The organism is Kitasatospora sp. NPDC059827 (assembly GCF_042731675.1).
Lineage (GTDB): Bacteria > Actinomycetota > Actinomycetes > Streptomycetales > Streptomycetaceae > Kitasatospora.
On record NZ_JBHWIV010000039.1, the window covers coordinates 50,792 to 69,107 of the forward strand.

The 18,316-nt window shown below is 74.4% G+C and carries 13 protein-coding genes; 1 reads left to right on the forward strand and 12 read right to left on the reverse strand.

Annotated features, from left to right (window positions below; translation table 11 throughout):
• Positions 1 to 5: 5 nt before the first annotated feature.
• From recA to ACFV8H_RS23880, 4 genes are all read right to left on the reverse strand, one after another.
• Positions 6 to 1,130, reverse strand: coding sequence for a recombinase RecA (gene recA / locus ACFV8H_RS23865; protein WP_375889400.1), 1,125 nt, complete (start codon positions 1,128 to 1,130; stop codon positions 6 to 8).
• A gap of 257 nt (positions 1,131 to 1,387) precedes the next feature.
• Positions 1,388 to 2,596 carry an AI-2E family transporter gene (locus ACFV8H_RS23870; RefSeq protein ID WP_380403344.1) on the reverse strand — a complete coding sequence of 403 codons (1,209 nt, stop codon included), beginning with the start codon at positions 2,594 to 2,596 and terminating at the stop codon, positions 1,388 to 1,390.
• 24 nt (positions 2,597 to 2,620) lie between these two features.
• Entirely contained in the window at positions 2,621 to 2,815 is a 195-nt protein-coding gene (locus ACFV8H_RS23875) for a DUF3046 domain-containing protein (protein ID WP_375889406.1), read from the reverse strand.
• A gap of 78 nt (positions 2,816 to 2,893) precedes the next feature.
• Positions 2,894 to 4,384 (reverse strand): S8 family serine peptidase, encoded by a 1,491-nt coding sequence (locus ACFV8H_RS23880; protein WP_380403347.1) that lies wholly within the window; start codon positions 4,382 to 4,384, stop codon positions 2,894 to 2,896.
• 301 nt (positions 4,385 to 4,685) lie between these two features.
• On the opposite strand from ACFV8H_RS23880, the gene ACFV8H_RS23885 reads away from it, so the two are divergent.
• Entirely contained in the window at positions 4,686 to 9,449 is a 4,764-nt protein-coding gene (locus ACFV8H_RS23885; RefSeq protein ID WP_380403350.1) for an ATP-dependent helicase, read from the forward strand.
• 64 nt (positions 9,450 to 9,513) lie between these two features.
• Here the strand turns inward: ACFV8H_RS23885 and ACFV8H_RS23890 are convergent, their stop codons facing one another.
• The 8 genes from ACFV8H_RS23890 to ACFV8H_RS23925 all read right to left on the reverse strand — a co-directional run bounded on the left by ACFV8H_RS23890 (position 9,514) and on the right by ACFV8H_RS23925 (position 17,974).
• On the reverse strand, positions 9,514 to 9,807 hold the full coding sequence (locus ACFV8H_RS23890) for a hypothetical protein (protein ID WP_380403352.1): 294 nt from the start codon (positions 9,805 to 9,807) through the stop codon (positions 9,514 to 9,516).
• 75 nt (positions 9,808 to 9,882) lie between these two features.
• Positions 9,883 to 10,251, reverse strand: a complete 369-nt coding sequence (locus ACFV8H_RS23895) for a helix-turn-helix domain-containing protein (protein WP_030290911.1) — start codon at positions 10,249 to 10,251, stop codon at positions 9,883 to 9,885.
• A 317-nt stretch (positions 10,252 to 10,568) separates the two neighbouring features.
• On the reverse strand, positions 10,569 to 11,054 hold the full coding sequence (locus tag ACFV8H_RS23900; RefSeq protein WP_375889416.1) for a CinA family protein: 486 nt from the start codon (positions 11,052 to 11,054) through the stop codon (positions 10,569 to 10,571).
• An 18-nt stretch (positions 11,055 to 11,072) separates the two neighbouring features.
• A complete protein-coding gene (gene pgsA, locus ACFV8H_RS23905) occupies positions 11,073 to 11,711 on the reverse strand; it encodes a CDP-diacylglycerol--glycerol-3-phosphate 3-phosphatidyltransferase (protein ID WP_380403355.1) in 639 nt (212 codons plus the stop codon).
• Positions 11,708 to 13,213: a 30S ribosomal protein S12 methylthiotransferase RimO gene (rimO, locus tag ACFV8H_RS23910; RefSeq protein WP_375889420.1), complete on the reverse strand. Its 1,506-nt coding sequence runs from the start codon at positions 13,211 to 13,213 to the stop codon at positions 11,708 to 11,710. Before rimO ends, pgsA begins: the two co-directional genes overlap by 4 nt.
• Before the next feature lie 97 nt (positions 13,214 to 13,310).
• Positions 13,311 to 14,171 (reverse strand): helix-turn-helix domain-containing protein, encoded by an 861-nt coding sequence (locus tag ACFV8H_RS23915; RefSeq protein ID WP_380403358.1) that lies wholly within the window; start codon positions 14,169 to 14,171, stop codon positions 13,311 to 13,313.
• 319 nt (positions 14,172 to 14,490) lie between these two features.
• On the reverse strand, positions 14,491 to 17,190 hold the full coding sequence (locus ACFV8H_RS23920; RefSeq protein WP_380403361.1) for a DNA translocase FtsK: 2,700 nt from the start codon (positions 17,188 to 17,190) through the stop codon (positions 14,491 to 14,493).
• Positions 17,191 to 17,338: 148 nt separating this feature from the next.
• Positions 17,339 to 17,974 (reverse strand): response regulator, encoded by a 636-nt coding sequence (locus tag ACFV8H_RS23925; protein WP_375889428.1) that lies wholly within the window; start codon positions 17,972 to 17,974, stop codon positions 17,339 to 17,341.
• Between the last annotated feature and the right edge of the window lie 342 nt (positions 17,975 to 18,316).

The following is an 18,316-nucleotide window of genomic DNA, read 5'->3' on the forward strand; positions in this document are numbered from 1 at the left end:
ACGGCTCAGGCCTTGGCAGCCGCCGTCTTCTTCGCCGCGGCCGTCTTGGCGGCGGTCGCGGCGGTCGCGGTGACCGGCTTGGCCGCGCCGTCGGCAGCGGCGGCCTCCGGCTCGCCCTCGGCCGGCTCCTCGGTCTTCGGGCCGATGCCGAGCTTGCCCTTGATCTTCCGCTCGATCTCGTCGGCGAGCTGCGGGTTGTCCCGCAGGAAGTTGCGGGCGTTCTCCTTGCCCTGGCCGAGCTGGTCGCCCTCGTAGGTGTACCAGGCGCCGGACTTGCGGATGAAGCCGTGCTCGACGCCCATGTCGATCAGGCCGCCCTCGCGGCTGATGCCGATGCCGTAGAGGATGTCGAACTCGGCCTGCTTGAACGGCGCGGCGACCTTGTTCTTGACGACCTTGACGCGGGTGCGGTTGCCGACCGCCTCGGTGCCGTCCTTGAGGGTCTCGATGCGGCGGATGTCCAGCCGGACCGAGGCGTAGAACTTCAGCGCCCGGCCACCGGTCGTGGTCTCCGGCGAGCCGAACATGACGCCGATCTTCTCGCGCAGCTGGTTGATGAAGACGGCGGTGGTGTTCGACTGGTTCAGCGCACCTGCGATCTTGCGCAGCGCCTGGCTCATCAGTCGGGCCTGCAGACCGACGTGCGAGTCACCCATCTCGCCCTCGATCTCGGCGCGCGGGACGAGCGCCGCGACCGAGTCGATGATCACCAGGTCGACCGCGCCGGAGCGGATCAGCATGTCGGTGATCTCCAGGGCCTGCTCACCGGTGTCCGGCTGGCTGACCAGCAGGGCGTCGGTGTCCACGCCGAGCTTCTTGGCGTACTCGGGGTCGAGCGCGTGCTCCGCGTCGACGAAGGCGACCGTGCCGCCGGCCCGCTGGGCGTTGGCGGCCAGGTGCAGCGTCAGGGTGGTCTTACCGGAGGACTCGGGGCCGTAGATCTCGACCACCCGGCCGCGCGGGATGCCGCCGACCCCGAGGGCGACGTCCAGGGCGGTCGACCCGGTGGAGATCACCTCGATCGGCTCGTTCGCCTTCTCGCCGAGGCGCATCACCGAGCCCTTGCCGAACTGTCGCTCGATCTGGGCGAGCGCGGCCTCGAGGGCCTTCTCCTTGTCCGTACCTGCCATGGCTTTTTCCCTCGGGTTCTGTGCTGTGCGCTTCATCGTCCTCGACGCTAGCGCGTCCCACTGACAAACGAGCCCCACCCGGCTCGCCCTGTGGAAAACTCCACGCCGGAGAGTACAAAAGAACATCTGTTCGATTCAAGCCCCGCACTGACCCGAACACGCCGCGGGGCGGGCGGCCGGATCCCTCCCGACCACCCGCCCCGCCGACCGCCACCCCGCCGACCGCCACCCTGCCGAGCGTCACTCCCCGCCGACCGTCATCCCCCGTCGCCGCCGACCATCCGCCGCAGCCGCCGCGCCGCCTCCCGGCGCAGCTCCCGCCGGGCCCGCCGCTGCTCCCCCCGGTCGATCCGCGGGTCGGTGGCCACCTCGTACCGCCGCACGTACGTCCCGACGAAGCCCTGCAGGGTCGCCGCCGCCGGGATCGCGATCAGCGCGCCCACCGCACCCAGCAGCGCCGCCCCCGCGATCACCGCCCCGAAGGCCACCGCCGGGTGCACGTCCACCGTCCGGGCGGTGATCCTCGGGTGCAGCACGTAGTTCTCGACCTGCTGGTAGACCACCGTGAAGACCAGCACCCACAGCGCGTCCACCGGCTCCAGGGTGAGTGCCACCAGCACCGGCAGCGCACCCGCCAGGTACGTCCCGATGGTCGGCACGAACTGCGACATGACGCCCACCCAGATCGCCAGCGCCGCCGAGTACGGCAGGTCGATCAGCGCGAACATCACCCAGTGCCCGGCCGCCGACACCACCGCCAGCACCGCCCGCGAGTACAGGTAGCCGCCGGTCTTGGCCAGCGCGATCTCCCAGGCCCGCAGCACCTCGCCCTGCTTGGCCGGCGGCAGCAGCGAACAGACCGTCCGGCGCACCCGCGGCCCCTCGGCGGTGAAGTAGAACGTGAACAGCCCCACCGTGAAGGTCTGGAACAGCCCCCCGAGCAGGGTGGAGGACACCCCCCAGACGTTGTCGGCGGCCTGCTGGACGTAGTTCTCCAGCGTCCCCGAGTCCTTCAACAGCCGTTTCTGCAGCTCCCCCAGCGACAGCTCCTGGTGGAACGTCCGGTTGACCCAGCCGATCAGGTTGTCCACCAGGTGCGGCAGGTCCCCCGCGATCTTCGCCACCTGATCCACCAACAAGGTGCCCAGCGCCGCCAGGAAGCCCACCACCGCGACCCCGACCGCGACGAACACCAGGAAGGTCCCCACCCCCCGGCGCACCCCCCGCGCCGCCATCCGGTCCACCGCCGGCTCCAGCGCCAGCGACAGGAAGAACGCCACCAGCAGCATCACGAACAGGTCGATCAACTGCCGGAACGCCCAGTCCGCGAGCTGGAACAGCCCCACCAGCACCAGGAACAGCACCATCGCGCGCGGCAACCAGGGCGGCATCCCGCCCCACGACCGCTCCCCCTCGACACCCCGCACCGGCTCGCCCCGGCGCTTCTGCTCTCCGCTCGTAGTCACCCGGACAGTCTGTCCCACCGCCCCTCAGCGCAACTGCGCCGAAACCCCCTGGGTCTCACACACCACCCGCCACACGTCCTTGGCCTCCCACCCCGCCTCCAACGCCTGGTGCACCGTCCGCCCGCCCAACTCACTCATCACGTGATCGGACGCGAACGACTCCGCGTACCCCTCCCCGAAGTGCGCGTACATCCGTCGCCAGAACTCGGTCAGCCTCATGCCCCCAAGTATCCCGAACCCCCCACGCCCCCACCCACCCCACGCACCACCCCCACGCACGGCCCCGCGCACCGGCCCTCACCGCGGCACGACCACCACCCCCACCCCGACGTACTGCCGGTCCCCGCACCCCCGGGCCCCCACCGGACACCCTCCGGCCGCCGCACCGGCCGCCGCCGCCCCCACCACCACGCCCGCCAACTCCCCCGACCCGGCCCCCGGGTGCAGCGCCGCCGCCACCGCCACCGCCCCCGTCACGTGCGCCGCCGCCATCGAGGTCCCGGCCAGCGCCGCGTACTGCCCGCCCGGCCAGTCCGAGACGATCGCCCCCTGCGGCCCCCCGTCCGGGTCGCCCCCCGGGGCCGCCAGCGAGACCCTGCCCCGCCCGTAGTTGGTGTAGGAGGACGGCCGCCCGTCCCGGTTGACGGCCGTGACGGTCAGGACCCCGGGCAGCTCGCCGGGAAGGCGGATGCACTCGGTGCCCAGGTGGCGGGTGAGGGGCGGCCCGGAGACCCGGTCGTTGGGGCTGCGCCCGTCGGTCCGGGCGGCGCCGAGGTCCTGTCCGTCGTTGCCCGCCGAGGCCACCACCACGGCCCCCTTGCGCTGGGCGTACGCGACGGCCCGCCCGACGGCCGCGATCAGGGCCGCCTGGTCCCGGTCCTCGGGGCAGTTGTACTTCCACGGGTCGGCGAAGTAGCTGTCGTTGACGGCCTTGGCCCCGTGGTCGGCCGCCCAGAGCATCCCGCAGACGATGTTCTCCGCGTAGTACTGCCCGAGCGGCCCGAGCAGCCGCACGGCGGCGATCCGCACCCCGGGGGCGACCCCGGTGACGCCCTGCCCGTCGCGGGCCGCGCCGATGATCCCGGCGACGTGGGTGCCGTGCCCGCTCTCCGTCACTCCGGGGTCGGGCCGCCAGGCGCCGGTGCGGGCGTCGGGGCGTCCGTCGGCGCAGGAGGCCGAGGCCTTGGGGTCGACGGCGGCCCGCAGGTCCGGGTGGGTGTCGTCGACGCCCGAGTCCAGGACGGCGACCAGCACCTTGCGCATCGCCTCGGCCCCCGGCGCACCGCCTCCGGCGGCGTCCCCGGTCCGTCCCGGCTCCGCGTGCACCATGCCCAGGTTCCACGCCCCGCCCTCTCCCGGGTCCGGAAGGGTCGCGGTCCCGCCGTCCCGTCCCTCCGACCCCCGGACACCCCACCCGCCGCCTCCGGCGCTCCCGCTCCCGACGGCCCCGCCACTCCCGGCCACGGCGTCCCCCGCCGCGAAGTCCCCCGCCCCGTCGACCGCCCGCGGCGGCCCCACCACCGGCGCCGTCCGGGTGGCCCCGACCGCCGCGATCCCGGGCCGGGCCCGCACCCGGTCCGCGAAGCCGCCGGTCGCGTACGCCAGCACCGCCCCGATCTGCGGGTACTCCTGCACCACCTGCCCGCCCGCCGCCCGGCTCTGCACCCCGGCCAGGGCGGCACCCGCCGCGTCGTCCTGCCGGGCCAGCACCAGATAGCTGAGGTACGCACGCCCGGGCCCGGAGGCGTACGGCACGGCGCCGCCGAGCACCAGCGCCGTGAGCAGCATCGCGAGCAGCACCCAGGTGGGCCCGCAGACCCTGCGCCGACGGCCTCCCGGGCACCGACCCCCGTGAACGGCCCCGGACCGGTGCGCCTGCGCCATCCCACGCCCTCCGCTTCTCGCTCCGGTCTCGGTCTCGGTCTCGGTCACGGATGGATCACGCGCCCGATTCATCACGATATGAGCGGATCATCATTCCCGCTCCCGCAAGTGCACCCGCCCCCGCAGCCACCCCCGCCCCCGACCGCTCACCCCGTCACGCCCCACCACCACCCCACGTGTCAGTCCCACCCGGCACCATGGGGGCATGGCGCCCCCGCACCCGACCCCGCCCGGCGACCCCGGCGACCCCACCGACCCCGGCGACCCCACCGACCCGCTGGCCGGCTTCGCCCCCGCCACCCGGGCCTGGTTCACCGGCGCCTTCTCCGCCCCCACCGCCGCCCAGTCCCAGGCCTGGCAGGCCATCCAGCAGCAGACCGACGTCCTGGTGGTCGCCCCCACCGGCTCCGGCAAGACGCTCGCCGCCTTCCTCGCCGCCCTCGACCGCCTGAGCAGCACCCCGCCCCCCGCCGAGCCCAAGCGCCGCTGCCGGGTGCTCTACGTCTCCCCGCTCAAGGCCCTCGCGGTGGACGTCGAGCGGAACCTGCGCGCCCCGCTGACCGGCCTGCGCCAGGCCGCCGTCCGGCTGGGCCTGCCCGAGCCCGAGGTCCAGGTCGCGATCCGCTCCGGCGACACCCCGGCCGCCGACCGCCGCCGCTTCGCCACCCACCCGCCGGACATCCTGATCACCACCCCCGAGTCGCTGTTCCTGCTGCTCACCTCGGCCTCCCGGGAGGCCCTGCGCGGGGTGGACACGGTGATCCTGGACGAGGTGCACGCGGTCGCCGGCACCAAGCGCGGCGCCCACCTGGCCCTCACCCTGGAGCGGCTGGACGAGCTGCTGGACCGCCCGGCCCGCCGGATCGGCCTGTCCGCGACCGTGCGCCCGGTCGAGGAGGTGGCCCGCTTCCTGAGCCCGCAGCGCGGCGCCGTCGTGGTCCAGCCGCCCTCCACCAAGGAGTTCGCCCTCTCGGTGGTCGTCCCGGTCCCCGACCTGGACGACCTGCCCGCCGCCCCGGCCACCGGCGGCGCCGCCGACTCCGACCCGCAGCGCCAGGCCTCGATCTGGCCGCACGTCGAGGAGCGGATCGTCGACCTGGTCGAGGCGCACCGCTCGACCATCGTCTTCGCCAACTCCCGCCGCCTGGCCGAGCGCCTGTGCAACCGGCTGAACGAGATCGCGTACGAGCGCGCCACCGGCGCCGCCGCCCCCGAGGCGCACGCCCCGGCCGCGCTGATGGGCGGCTCGGGCGCCGCCAGGGGCGTGCCCCCGGTCATCGCCCGGGCCCACCACGGCTCGGTCTCCAAGGAGCAGCGCTCCCTGGTCGAGGAGGAGTTGAAGGCCGGCCGGCTGCCGGCCGTGGTCGCCACCTCCAGCCTGGAGCTGGGCATCGACATGGGCGCGGTGGAACTCGTCGTCCAGGTCGAGTCCCCGCCCTCGGTCGCCTCCGGCCTGCAACGCGTCGGCCGGGCCGGGCACCAGGTCGGCGCCGTCTCCACCGGCGTCTTCTTCCCCAAGTACCGGGGCGACCTGGTGCAGTCCGCCGTGGTCACCGAGCGGATGCGGGAGGGCCGGATCGAGGCGCTGCGGATCCCCCGCAACCCGCTGGACGTGCTGGCCCAGCAGGTGGTCGCGATGACGGCCCTGGACACCTGGCCGGTGGACGAGCTGCTCACGGTGGTCCGCCGCGCCGCGCCCTTCGCCACCCTCCCGCAGTCCGCCTTCGACGCCGTGCTGGACATGCTGGCCGGCCGCTACCCCTCGGACGCCTTCGCCGAGTTGCGCCCCCGCCTGGTCTGGGACCGCGTCGCCGGCACCGTCACCGGCCGCCCCGGCGCCCAACGCCTGGCCGTCACCTCCGGCGGCACCATCCCCGACCGCGGCCTGTTCGGCGTCTTCATCGCCGGCTCGGCGGCGTCCGGTTCGACGGCGGAGAAGAAGAAGGGCGGCGGCGGTCGGGTCGGGGAACTCGACGAGGAGATGGTCTACGAGTCCCGGGTCGGCGACGTCTTCACCCTCGGCACCACCTCGTGGCGGATCGAGGAGATCACCCACGACAAGGTGCTGGTCACCCCCGCCCCCGGCGTCCCCGGCCGGCTCCCGTTCTGGAAGGGCGACACCCTCGGCCGCCCGCTCGAACTCGGCCGCGCCCTGGGCGCGTTCACCCGCGAGCTGGGCGCCCTCGCGCCTGAGGCCGCCACCGCGCGCCTCCTGCGGGCCGGCCTGGACGACTGGGCGGCCGCCAACCTGCTGGACTACCTCGCCGAGCAGCGGAAGGCCTGCGGCCACCTCCCCGACGACCGCACCATCGTGGTCGAGCGCTTCCGGGACGAACTGGGCGACTGGCGGATCGTCATCCACTCCCCCTTCGGCGCCCAGGTGCACGCCCCCTGGGCGCTCGCCCTCGGCGCCCGGCTGCGCGAGAAGCACGGCCTGGACCCGCAGGTCATGCACGCCGACGACGGCATCGTGCTCCGCCTGCCCGACGCGGACCTCCTCGCCCCCGACTTCGATTTCAGCAGCCCCCCGGACCAGGCCGCCACCGACGAGGCCCCGGTCGGCGCCGACGCCGCCCTGTTCGAGCCCGACGAGATCGAGCAGCTGGTCACCGAGCAGGTCGGCGGCTCCGCCCTGTTCGCCTCCCGCTTCCGCGAGTGCGCCGGCCGCGCCCTGCTGCTCCCCCGCCGCAGCCCGGGCCGCCGCACCCCGCTGTGGCAGCAGCGCCAACGCGCCGCCCAACTGCTCGAAGTCGCCTCCGAGTACGGCTCGTTCCCGATCGTCCTGGAAGCCGTCCGGGAGTGCCTACAGGACGTCTTCGACGTCCCCGGGCTGGTCGAGCTGATGGCGGACCTCGAATCCCGCGCCGTCCGCCTGGTCGAGGTCACCACCGCCGAGCCCTCCCCCTTCGCCCGCTCCCTGCTGTTCGGCTACGTCGCCCAGTTCCTCTACGAGGGCGACTCCCCGCTCGCCGAACGCCGGGCCGCCGCCCTGTCGTTGGACTCCCGGCTGCTGTCGGAGCTGCTCGGCCAGGCCGAGCTGAGCGAGCTGCTCGACCCGCAGGTGCTCGCCGAGCTGGAGGCCGAGCTCCAACGCCTCACCCCCGAGCGCCGGATCAGGGACGCCGAGGGCGTCGCCGACGCGCTGCGCCTGCTCGGCCCGCTCTCCGAGGCCGAGTTGACGGCGCGCGGCGCCGAGCCGCTCTGGCCCCTGGAGCTGGAGGCCGCCCGCCGGGTGATCCAGGTCCGGATCGCCGGCGAGCAGCGCTGGGCCGCGGTCGAGGACGCCGGGCGGCTGCGCGACGCCCTGGGCACCCCGCTGCCGGTGGGCGTCCCCGAGGCCTTCACCGAGCCGGTCAAGGACCCGCTGGGCGACCTGCTGGCCCGGCACGCCCGCACCCACGGCCCGTTCACCGCCGCCGAGGCCGGCGCCCGCTACGGCCTCGGCACCGCCGTCGTCACCGGCACCCTGCAACGGCTGACCGCCGCCGGCCGCCTGGTCCAGGGCTCCTTCCGGCCCGCCGAGAGCCAGATCTCCCCCGAGTGGCACACCGCCACCGCCGAGTGGTGCGACGCCGAGGTGCTGCGCCGGCTGCGCCGCCGTTCACTGGCCGCGCTGCGCCAGGAGGTGGAGCCCGTCCCGCCGCGCGCCCTGGCCGCCTTCCTCCCGCAGTGGCAGCACCTGGCCGGCCACCGGCTGCGCGGCCCGGACGGCCTGCTCCGGGTGGTCGAACAGCTCCAGGGCACCGCCCTGCCCGCCTCCGCCCTGGAGAAGCTGATCCTCCCGGCCCGGCTCGCCGACTACTCCCCCGGCCTGCTGGACGAGCTGACGGCGGCCGGCGAGATCGGCTGGTGCGGCGCCGGCGCGCTGCCCGGCAAGGACGGCTGGCTCAGCCTGCACCTGGCCGAGAACGCCCACCTGCTGCGCCCGGAGCCCGTCCCGCCCGCACTCACCCCGCTGCACAGCGCCCTCCTCCAGGCCCTGGCGGGCGGCTACGGCCTGTTCTTCCGCCAGCTCGTCCAGCAGCTCCCGGAGGAGACCCCGGAGCCCGAGGTCGTGACGGCCCTCTGGGACCTGGTCTGGGCCGGTTACGTCAGCAACGACACCCTGGCCCCGCTGCGCGCCCTGCTCGGCTCCGGCCGGACGGCGGGCGCCACCGCCCACCGCGCCCCCCGGGCGACCCCGCGCGGCCGGTACGGCGGCGCGGGCCGCGCCTTCGGCCGGGAGGGCGGGGCGCTGCGCAGCGGCCCGCCGACGGTGGCCGGGCGCTGGTCGCTGCTGCCCGCCTTCGCCACCGATCCGACCGTCCGGGCGACGGCCAGGGCGCAGAGCCTGCTGGACCGGCACGGTCTGCTGACCCGCGGCACGGTGGCCGCCGAACGGGTGCCCGGCGGCTTCGCCGGGGTGTACCGGGTGCTCGCCGCGATGGAGGAGCGCGGCCGGGCCCGCCGGGGCTACTTCGTCGAGGGCCTGGGCGGTGCCCAGTTCGCCATGGAGGGCGCCGCCGACCGGCTGCGCTCGGTCAACGGCCGGCTGGAGCGGGCCAGGGCCACCGAGTGGCCGGCCGCCCCGGCCGGCGAGCCGCCGCGGCTGCTGGTGCTGGCCGCCGCCGATCCGGCGAACGCCTACGGTGCCGCGCTGCCCTGGCCCGAACCGCCCGCCGCCGCGGGGGCCGCGGACGCCAAGGCGCACCGCCCGGGCCGCAAGGCGGGCGCCCTGGTGGTCCTGGTGGACGGTGAGCTCGCGCTGTACGTGGAGCGGGGCGGCAAATCCCTGCTGGCCTGGCCGGAGGACGACGCGACCCTGGCCCTGGCCACCGGGGCGCTCGCGGGGGCGGTCCGCGCGGGCGCGCTCGGCAGCGTCACGGTCGAGCGGGCGAACGGCGGGCCGGCCCTGGGCTCCGAGCTCGGCCGCGCCCTGGAGGAGGCCGGCTTCCACGCCACCCCCCGCGGGCTCCGGCTGCGCCCCTGAGGAGTGCCGGAACAGCGCCGGAGGCCGCGGAGTCAACGACCCCGCGGCCTCCGGCCACGTCGATTCACCCGATCGGCGGGGGCTGCGCCTCCACCCGGCCCACGGCCTCCTCGTGCCCCTGCGGGCGCCGGGCCGGTCCGGTCGCGTTCCGGTCGGCATGGACCGGGATCAGACCGAGTCCCCAGCCGCCGGCCGCCAGCAGGCCGAGCACCGCGCCGTCGGCGAGCTGTCCCCGGACGGCCACCAGCCACCAGGCGAGCCCGCCCGCGAGTGCCACCAGGACCCAACGGGCCGGCCAGGGCATCAGACGCCGCAGCCGTATTCGGGCCACCGCGCACACCGTCGCGAGTCTCCGCACGACCGCCCTCCTCCGCTCGCCCCGGGGTTCCTCGGGCCCGTCGTGGGACGGGCACCCGGGAGGTGCGAGGCCGGGTCAGGCAGCGACCACGTCCATCGCGGCGGCCTTGGGCGACATGTTCGCCCGGTCGGCGCCGGGGGCGGGCAGCGGAACCGGTTCGAGCACCGGCCTCAGCAGATCACCTTCGGAGAGGGTGGCCATCGCCGCAAGTTCGGCGAGCGACAGTTCGTCGCTGACCTCGCGCATGACCTCGGACATCCGGACGTCGAGTGCGTCGCAGATGGCGGAGAGCAGCTCCGAAGAGGCCTCCTTCTGTCCCCGCTCGACCTCGGAGAGGTACCCGAGCGAAACCCTGGCGGCCGCCGACACCTCGCGGAGTGTGCGGCCCTGGCGCTGGCGCTGCCGACGCAGTACATCGCCCAGTAGGCGACGGAGCAGGATCATCGGTGCCTCCCTCCTCGGACTGCGGATCGAGATGTCACGCCCCCACCGTACCGCCTTGCCCGCTTCGCGTGCGGGGACCCTGGTCGTGTTCACTGTGGGCTGCAAGGCCGTCCCCCTCCTCGTGCCGGTGTCGTACCCGGGTTCGCGGGCCCCTCGTGGTACCCGACTCGGCCCGCCCCGCCACCGTCACGCAACTCGTTCGCCACCTGGTTTCTGCCCAACCAGGCCGTTGGATGTAACACGATCCTCCAGCTGTGTCATACCCCGTGCGCGGGTTCGGCAGATCTCGGTTCGGTGGAGATCCGCCCGCGGGCCCGTCATCGAGCGAGCCGGCCGACGAGCAGCTCCAGTGCGGCGGTCACCGCTCCGTGACGGATTGTGGCACGGGCGCCCGACAGCAGGGGCGAACTGACCAGAGTTCCCCCCGGACCGGCGACCGCCAGGTGTACCGTGCCCACCGGCTGCCCGTCCTGCGGCTCCGGACCGGCCACGCCGGTCGTCGCGAGCCCGTACGTGGCCCCCAGCAACCCGCGCACGCCTTCGGCCATCTGTCGGGCCACCACCGGGTGCACGGGACCGTACACGTCCAACAGGCCCTCGTCCACACCGAGTACCGAGGCCTTCACCTCGGTCGCGTACGCGGTGACCGACCCGCGGAAGGTCGCGGACGCCCCCGGGACGTCCACCAGGGCGGCGGCCAGCAGCCCGCCGGTCAGCGACTCGGCGACGGCCAGCGTGCCGCCCTCGGCCCGCAGCGCCGCGTGCGCCCGCTCGGCCAGCCCGTACAGCTCGTGGTCCGTCACCCCGGCCCCCTCCGTCCGTCAGCGGTCCGCGCGCTCCGCGGCCGTGCCCTCGCGGCGCAGGCGCACCGCCTGGCCGATGTAGTCCAGCGCGGTGGCGACGGTCAGCAGCACCGCCGCGGCCATCAGGACCGCCCGCCCGGTGGCCAGCCAGCCGGTCAGCGGCAGCACGTACATGCCGACCGCCGTGCCCTGGGTCAGCGTCTTGAGCTTTCCGCCGCGGCTGGCCGGGATGACGCCGTAGCGGATCACCCAGAAGCGCATCAGGGTGATGCCGAGCTCGCGGGCCAGGATCACCACGGTGACCCACCAGGGCAGGTCGCCGAGGACGGAGAGGCCGATCAGCGCCGAACCCATGATCGCCTTGTCGGCGATCGGGTCGGCGATCTTGCCGAAGTCGGTGACCAGGCCCTTGCGGCGGGCGATCTCGCCGTCGAAGAGGTCGGTGATCATCGCGATCGCGAACGCCGCCCAGGCGACCGCGCGCCACTTGGGGTTGTGCCCGTCGTCGGCGAACAGCAGGGCCACGAAGACCGGGACGAGCAGCACCCGGACCATGGTGAGCACGTTGGCGATGTTCCAGACCCCCGGCGCCGGCGGAACCGCGGCCGCCGGTCTGCCCGGGTGGGCCGCGGCCGGGGCCCCGGGCCCCTTGGTCATTCCCCGGCTCCCGGAGCCTCGGCCCCCGACGTCGCGGGCCGGCGCACCTGTTCCAGCGCCTCGGCGATCAGGTCGACGCCCTCGCTGGCCACCACGGTGGCCCGCCAGAACTGCCCGATCCGCGGGTCCTCGACGCCGTGCAGGGTGGTCAGGCCGTCGGTCTCCGGGGCCTGGTGGGCGGAGCGGCCCTCGACCACGCCGTCCTCGATCGACTCGATCAGCACCTCGACCTCGGTGCCGATCCGCTGCTCGGCCCGCTGGGCGGTCATCTCCTCGGCGAGCCGGCTGAGCCGGGCCAGCCGGTCGGCGACGACGTCCTCGGGCAGCTTGCCGTCGTAGGTCGCCGCCTCGGTGCCGTCCTCGTCGGAGTAGCCGAAGACGCCGATCGCGTCCAGCCCGGCCTCGGTGACGAAGCGCTCCAGCTCGGCGAAGTCCTCCTCGGTCTCACCGGGGAAGCCGACGATGAAGTTGGACCGGGCGCCGGCCTGCGGGGCCTTGTCCCGGATGGTCCCGAGCAGCTGGAGGAACTGGTCGGTGGAGCCGAAGCGGCGCATCCGGCGCAGCACGGCGGGCGCCGAGTGCTGGAAGGACAGGTCGAAGTAGGGCAGCACGTCGGCGGTGCCGGTCATCGCGTCGATCAGGCCGGGGCGCATCTCGGCCGGCTGGAGGTAGGAGACCCGCACCCGCTCGACGCCCTCGATCGCGGAGATCTCGCCGAGCAGGGTCTCCAGCAGCCGGATGTCGCCGAGGTCCTTGCCGTACGAGGTGTTGTTCTCGCTGACCAGGACGATCTCGCGGACGCCCTGCCCGGCCAGCCACTGGGCCTCCTGCAGCACGTCGGAGGGGCGGCGGGAGATGAAGGAGCCGCGGAAGGCGGGGATGGCGCAGAAGGAGCAGCGCCGGTCGCAGCCGGAGGCGAGCTTGACCGAGGCGACCGGGCTGTCGTCCAGCCGCTTGCGCAGGGTGCGCGGGCCGGAGGCCGGGGCGAGGCCGTCGGGCAGGTCGGTGATCGGCTCGGCGGCGGCCTCGGCGCCGTGGCCGGGCAGCGCGACGGCCTCGGCGGCGGACTGCCGCTCGGCCGGGCTGATCGGCAGCAGCTTGCGGCGGTCGCGCGGGATGTGCGGGGCGTGGTGGCCGCCGGAGAGGATGGTCTGCAGGCGGTCGGAGATGTCGGAGTAGTCGTCGAAGCCGAGCACCCCGTCGGCCTCCGGCAGCGCGTCGGCGAGCTCCTTGCCGTACCGCTCGGCCATGCAGCCGACCGCGACGACGGCCTGGGTGCGGCCGTGCCCCTTGAGGTCGTTGGCCTCCAGCAGGGCGTCGACGGAGTCCTTCTTGGCGGCCTCGACGAAGCCGCAGGTGTTGACGACGGCGACATCGGCCTCGGCGGCGTCGTCGACGAGCAACCAGCCGTCGGCTTCCAGTCGCCCGGCGAGTTCCTCGGAGTCCACCTCGTTGCGGGCGCATCCGAGCGTGACAAGGGCGACAGTGCGGCGTTCAGGCATAGGGCCAAGATTAACGCGCGGCCTCCGGTGCCGTTCGCCCCGGAGGCCGCGTGCCACGAATCAGCTGATCATCGACGGCCCTCGACGGGCCCTGTGGTCAGCCCGCCTGCGGGTCGCCGGGGGTGTACGTGACGTGCACCACCTGGCCGTCCTTGCCGAGGACACCGAGGTCCTTGCCGTTGACGTACGCGTGCACGGCCCCGCCGTTGCCGAGCACCAGCTTGATCTGCTTGGGGTCGGTGAAGGTCTGGTCCTGGCCGTCGCTGATGTTGTTCTGGAACAGCGACTTGCCACTGCCGTCCGTCGCGGAGACCCAGCTGGTGCCCTCGGCGACCAGCTTCACGGTGACCTTGTCGGCCGGGACGGCGGCGATCGCGGCGGCGCTCGGCGCGGGCGCCGGCGGCTGGACGGTCGGCGTGACCGGGGCGACCGAGCCGGTGCCGGAGCCACTGGGCAGCGGCGCGCTGGCCGAGCCCGTGGTGCCGTGGCCGCTCTTGCCGCTGACCAGGTTGAAGCCGATCAGCGCGACCACCGCGACGATCGCGGCGACCATGGCGGCCGCCCAGTTCGGCCGGCTGCGGCCGGGGACTTTGATCGGGCCGCTGTCCATCAGCTGGCCGGCGGGGCGCTTGGAGGCCGGTGAGCCGCCGTGCGCGGCGTCGTAGCGGGCGACCAGGGCCTCGCCGTCCGCGCCGACCGCCTGGGCGATCGCGCGGATGTGCCCGCGGGCGTAGAAGTCGCCGCCGCAGCGGTCGAAGTCGTCCTCCTCGATGGCATGGACGATCGGCACCCTGACACGGGTGGCGGTACTCACCTGGTCCACCGTGAGTCCCGCCTCGATCCGGGCGGCGGACAGCACCCGGCCGATGCTCGGGGCATCGGCCGCCTGCACCACGTCGTCGGTCGGCTCGACGGACGACGGGGCGTTCTCGCGGTCGGAGGACTTGCCGATGGTCACGGGGCACGCCTTTCGAGCGGATGGCCACCTGCTGGAGAACAGTCTAGGGGCGTGGGTGGATCGTTTCTCAAGCGGAACGGGCCCGAATGCGCGTACCCGCCCCGGCCGGGCGCCGACCCCCCGCTGAACGGTCGTCAGCGAGGGCGCGCCGGAGAGGCCGGAGTGCGCTTTCCGGCCAGTGACGCCGCGTACGCACATTCGGTTCCCCGCACGGCGCCTACCCTCCTCCGAACGAGTGAATCCACCCGGAGGGCACGACCCGTCAGCCCTGCGGGGCGGGTGCCCGGCCCCGCGGGCACGCCCGGCCCCACGGCCCCGCTCAGCCCCGCAGGATCACCAGCACGCCGTCCAGCTCGTCCGGCTTCACCAGCACGTCGCGGGCCTTGGAGCCCTCGCTCGGGCCGACGATCCCGCGCGACTCCATCAGGTCCATCAGCCGGCCCGCCTTGGCGAAGCCGACCCGGAGCTTGCGCTGGAGCATCGAGGTCGAGCCGAACTGGGTGGAGACCACCAGCTCGGCCGCCTGGATCAGCAGGTCCAGGTCGTCGCCGATCTCCTCGTCGATCTCCTTCCTGGGCCCGCCCCCGACCGTCACGTCGTCCCGGTAGACGGCGGTCAGCTGGTCCTTGCAGTGCTGCACCACCCGGGCGATCTCCGCCTCGGTGACGAACGCGCCCTGCATGCGGACCGGCTTGCTCGCGCCCATCGGGAGGAACAGCGCGTCGCCCTTGCCGATCAGCTTCTCCGCGCCGGGCTGGTCCAGGATGACCCGGGAGTCGGCCATCGCGGAGGTCGCGAAGGCCAGCCGGGACGGCACGTTGGCCTTGATCAGGCCGGTCACCACGTCCACCGAGGGCCGCTGGGTGGCGAGCACCAGGTGGATGCCGGCCGCCCGGGCCAGCTGGGTGATCCGGACCACCGAGTCCTCGACGTCGCGCGGCGCGACCATCATCAGGTCGGCCAGCTCGTCGACGATCACCAGCAGGTACGGGTACGGCCGCAGCTCCCGCTCGCTGCCCAGCGGCGGGGTGACCTTGCCGGCCTTCACCGCCGCGTTGAAGTCGTCCACGTGCCGGAAGCCGAAGGCCGCCAGGTCGTCGTAGCGCAGGTCCATCTCGCGCACCACCCACTGGAGGGCCTCGGCGGCCTTCTTGGGGTTGGTGATGATCGGCGTGATCAGGTGCGGGATGCCCTCGTACGCGGTCAGCTCGACCCGCTTGGGGTCGACCAGCACCATCCGCACCTCGTCCGGGGTGGCCCGGGCGAGGATCGAGGTGATCAGGCAGTTGATGCAGGAGGACTTGCCCGCACCGGTCGCGCCGGCCACCAGGATGTGCGGCATCTTGGCGAGGTTGGCCATCACGGTGTGGCCCTCGACGTCCTTGCCCATGCCGACGACCATCGGGTGGGTGTCCTCGGCGGCCGTGCGCGAGCGCAGCAGGTCGCCGAGGTTGACCATCTCGCGGTCCCGGTTGGGAATCTCGATGCCGACCGCGGACTTGCCCGGGATCGGGCTGATGATCCGCACGTCCGGGCTGGCCACCGCGTACGCGATGTTCTTGGCGAGCGCGGTGATCCGCTCCACCTTGACGGCCGGGCCGAGCTCGACCTCGTAGCGGGTGACCGTCGGGCCGCGGGTGAAGCCGGTGACCTTCGCGTCGACCTTGAACTCGGCGAAGGTGCCGGTGAGCTGGGCCACCACCTCGTCGTTGAGGGCGCTACGGGCCTTGGCCGGGCCGCCGCGCTCCAGCAGGTCGAGCGAGGGCAGCGCGTAGGTGATCCCCTCGCCGAGCTGGAGCTGCTCCATCCGCACCGGCGCCGGGCCGTGCTCCGCGGGCGCCCCCGGGCCGCCGCTGCGGGCGGCCGGGACGGCGGGCTCCTCCGGCGCCGCGGTGAGGTCCTTGACCTGGTGCATCATGTCCGCCACGGCGGAGGAGGCGGGCACCCCGTAGACCAGGGCGCCGTCCAGGTCGGCGGCGGCGCCGGCGGCCAGGTCGCGGGTGGCGTACGGGTCCAGCGGCTCCTGGTCCGGCGCTTCCTTGTCCAGGGAGATGCGGCCGACGGCCTCCGGCTGCCCCTCGTCGTCCTCGGGGGACTGCTTGCGCCGACGGCGGCGCCGCCGGGCGGCCACCTCGTCGTGGGGGCCGTCACCGTCGGTGTCGACGGTGTAGGGCAGCGCCTCGGGGTCGGCGTCCTCCGGCGGATCGGTGGACGGCTCGTACTCCGGCGTGCGCCCCCAGCGCAGCTCGTCCTCGGGTCCCGGCTCGACCACGCCGAGCCGTATCCCGAGCCCGCGCACCCGCTCGCCGATCCGGTTGACCGGGGTGGCGGTGACCACCAGCAGGCCGAAGAAGGCCAGCAGCAGGAGCAGCGGCACGGCCAGGACCGCGCCGGCGGCGGCCATCATCGGGGTCGAGGCGGCCCAGCCGATGATCCCGCCGGCCGCCCTTATCCGGGAGGCGCCGCTGCCCATGGTGGGCGCGCCGCAGCCGATGTGGACCAGGCCGAGGACGCCGATCAGCAGGGTGCTCAGCCCGATCACGATCCGGCCGTTGGCCTCCGGCAGCTCCGGGTGGCGCCAGAGCCGGATGGCGATCCCGGCCAGCAGGAACGGCACCAGCACGTCGAGCCGCCCGAACAGCCCGGACACCACGGCGGTGGCCGCCCCGTTCAGCCAGCCCTCCGAGCTGAACCAGGTACCGGCCGCGACCACCAGCGCCAGGCCGAACAGCAGCAGGCCGATGCCGTCCTTGCGGTGGTCCGGGTGGAGGTTCTTGGCGCCGTCGCCGAAGCCGCGGAAGATCGCGGCGATCGGGCTGGCGAGGGCGTTGAGGGCGCCCATCACGAACCCCCGGCGCGGCGGGGGCGGCGGGGCCGACTTGGCCGCCGTCCTCTTCGCGGGGGCCCGGCGGGCGGCCGCCTTCTTGGCGGGCGGCTTGCCCGGGGCCTTGGCCGCGGCCTTCTTGGACGGTCCCGGACTCGGTTTGCGTGCGGCGTTTCCGGGCGTACGAGTGGCCATGGGTCAGCAGCCTACCGGGGAGGGGGACCAGCGCCCACGCGGCCGAGCCCGGGCACCGGGACGTGTCGCAGACACACCGTCACGCTGACCCGGTTTCACCCGGGTGCAGCAGCAAACCACCCGGACGGGTGAACGTCCGACGGCCGACCTACGGCGTACCGGGGCGCATCGCGTCGAGGGCCCGGCGCAGTCCGGCGAGCTTGCGCTCCAGGTGCGCCGCGGTGGCGGCCACCCCGGCGTCCTCGGCCCCGTCCAGCTGCTTGCCCAGCGCCTCCGCCTGCTCCTCGACCGCCGCCAGCCGCGCGGACAGCTCGCCGAGCAGCGCCCCGCCCAGGGACGGCTCGCCGCCGCCCGCCTCCAGCTGCAGCCGCAGCAGCGCGGCCTGCTCCTTCAACTGGCAGTTCTTGACGTACAGGTCGACGAAGACCGAGACCTTGGCGCGCAGCACCCACGGGTCGAAGGGCTTGGAGATGTAGTCCACCGCGCCGGCCGCGTAGCCGCGGAAGGTGTGGTGCGGACCGTGGTTGATCGCGGTCAGGAAGATGATCGGGATGTCCCGGGTGCGCTCGCGGCGCTTGATGTGGGCGGCCGTCTCGAAGCCGTCCATCCCGGGCATCTGGACGTCCAGCAGGATCACCGCGAAGTCGTCCGTCAGCAGCGCCTTGAGCGCCTCCTCGCCGGAGGCGGCGCGGACCAGCGTCTGGTCCAGGGCGGAGAGGATCGCCTCCAGCGCCAGCAGGTTCTCCGGCCGGTCGTCGACCAGGAGGATCTTCGCCTTCTGCATCGGGGCTCGCCCTCCTGTCGCCTGCCTGCCGCCCGGTGCGGGCACTCGCGTACTGCCCACCGCTACCCCGGTCATGCTAGCCGCACCCCCTCGCCCGGCACATCGCTCCGTCGGGACCCGATCCGGAGCGGCGCACAGCCGGTGCTCCGGCGCACGCTCAGCAGCGTGTCGCCGTCCGGTCACTGTTCGCAACGCTCGGTGACCCTACCGGGTTCCCGGGCCGCTCCGCCAGCAAACCGGCCGACCGGCAGGGGGGGGCCCCCCGGGGGGGGGCCCGGGGGGGGGCCCGCGCCCCCCGCCCCCCCGGGGGGCGGGGGGCCCCCCCGGCAGAGACCCACACCC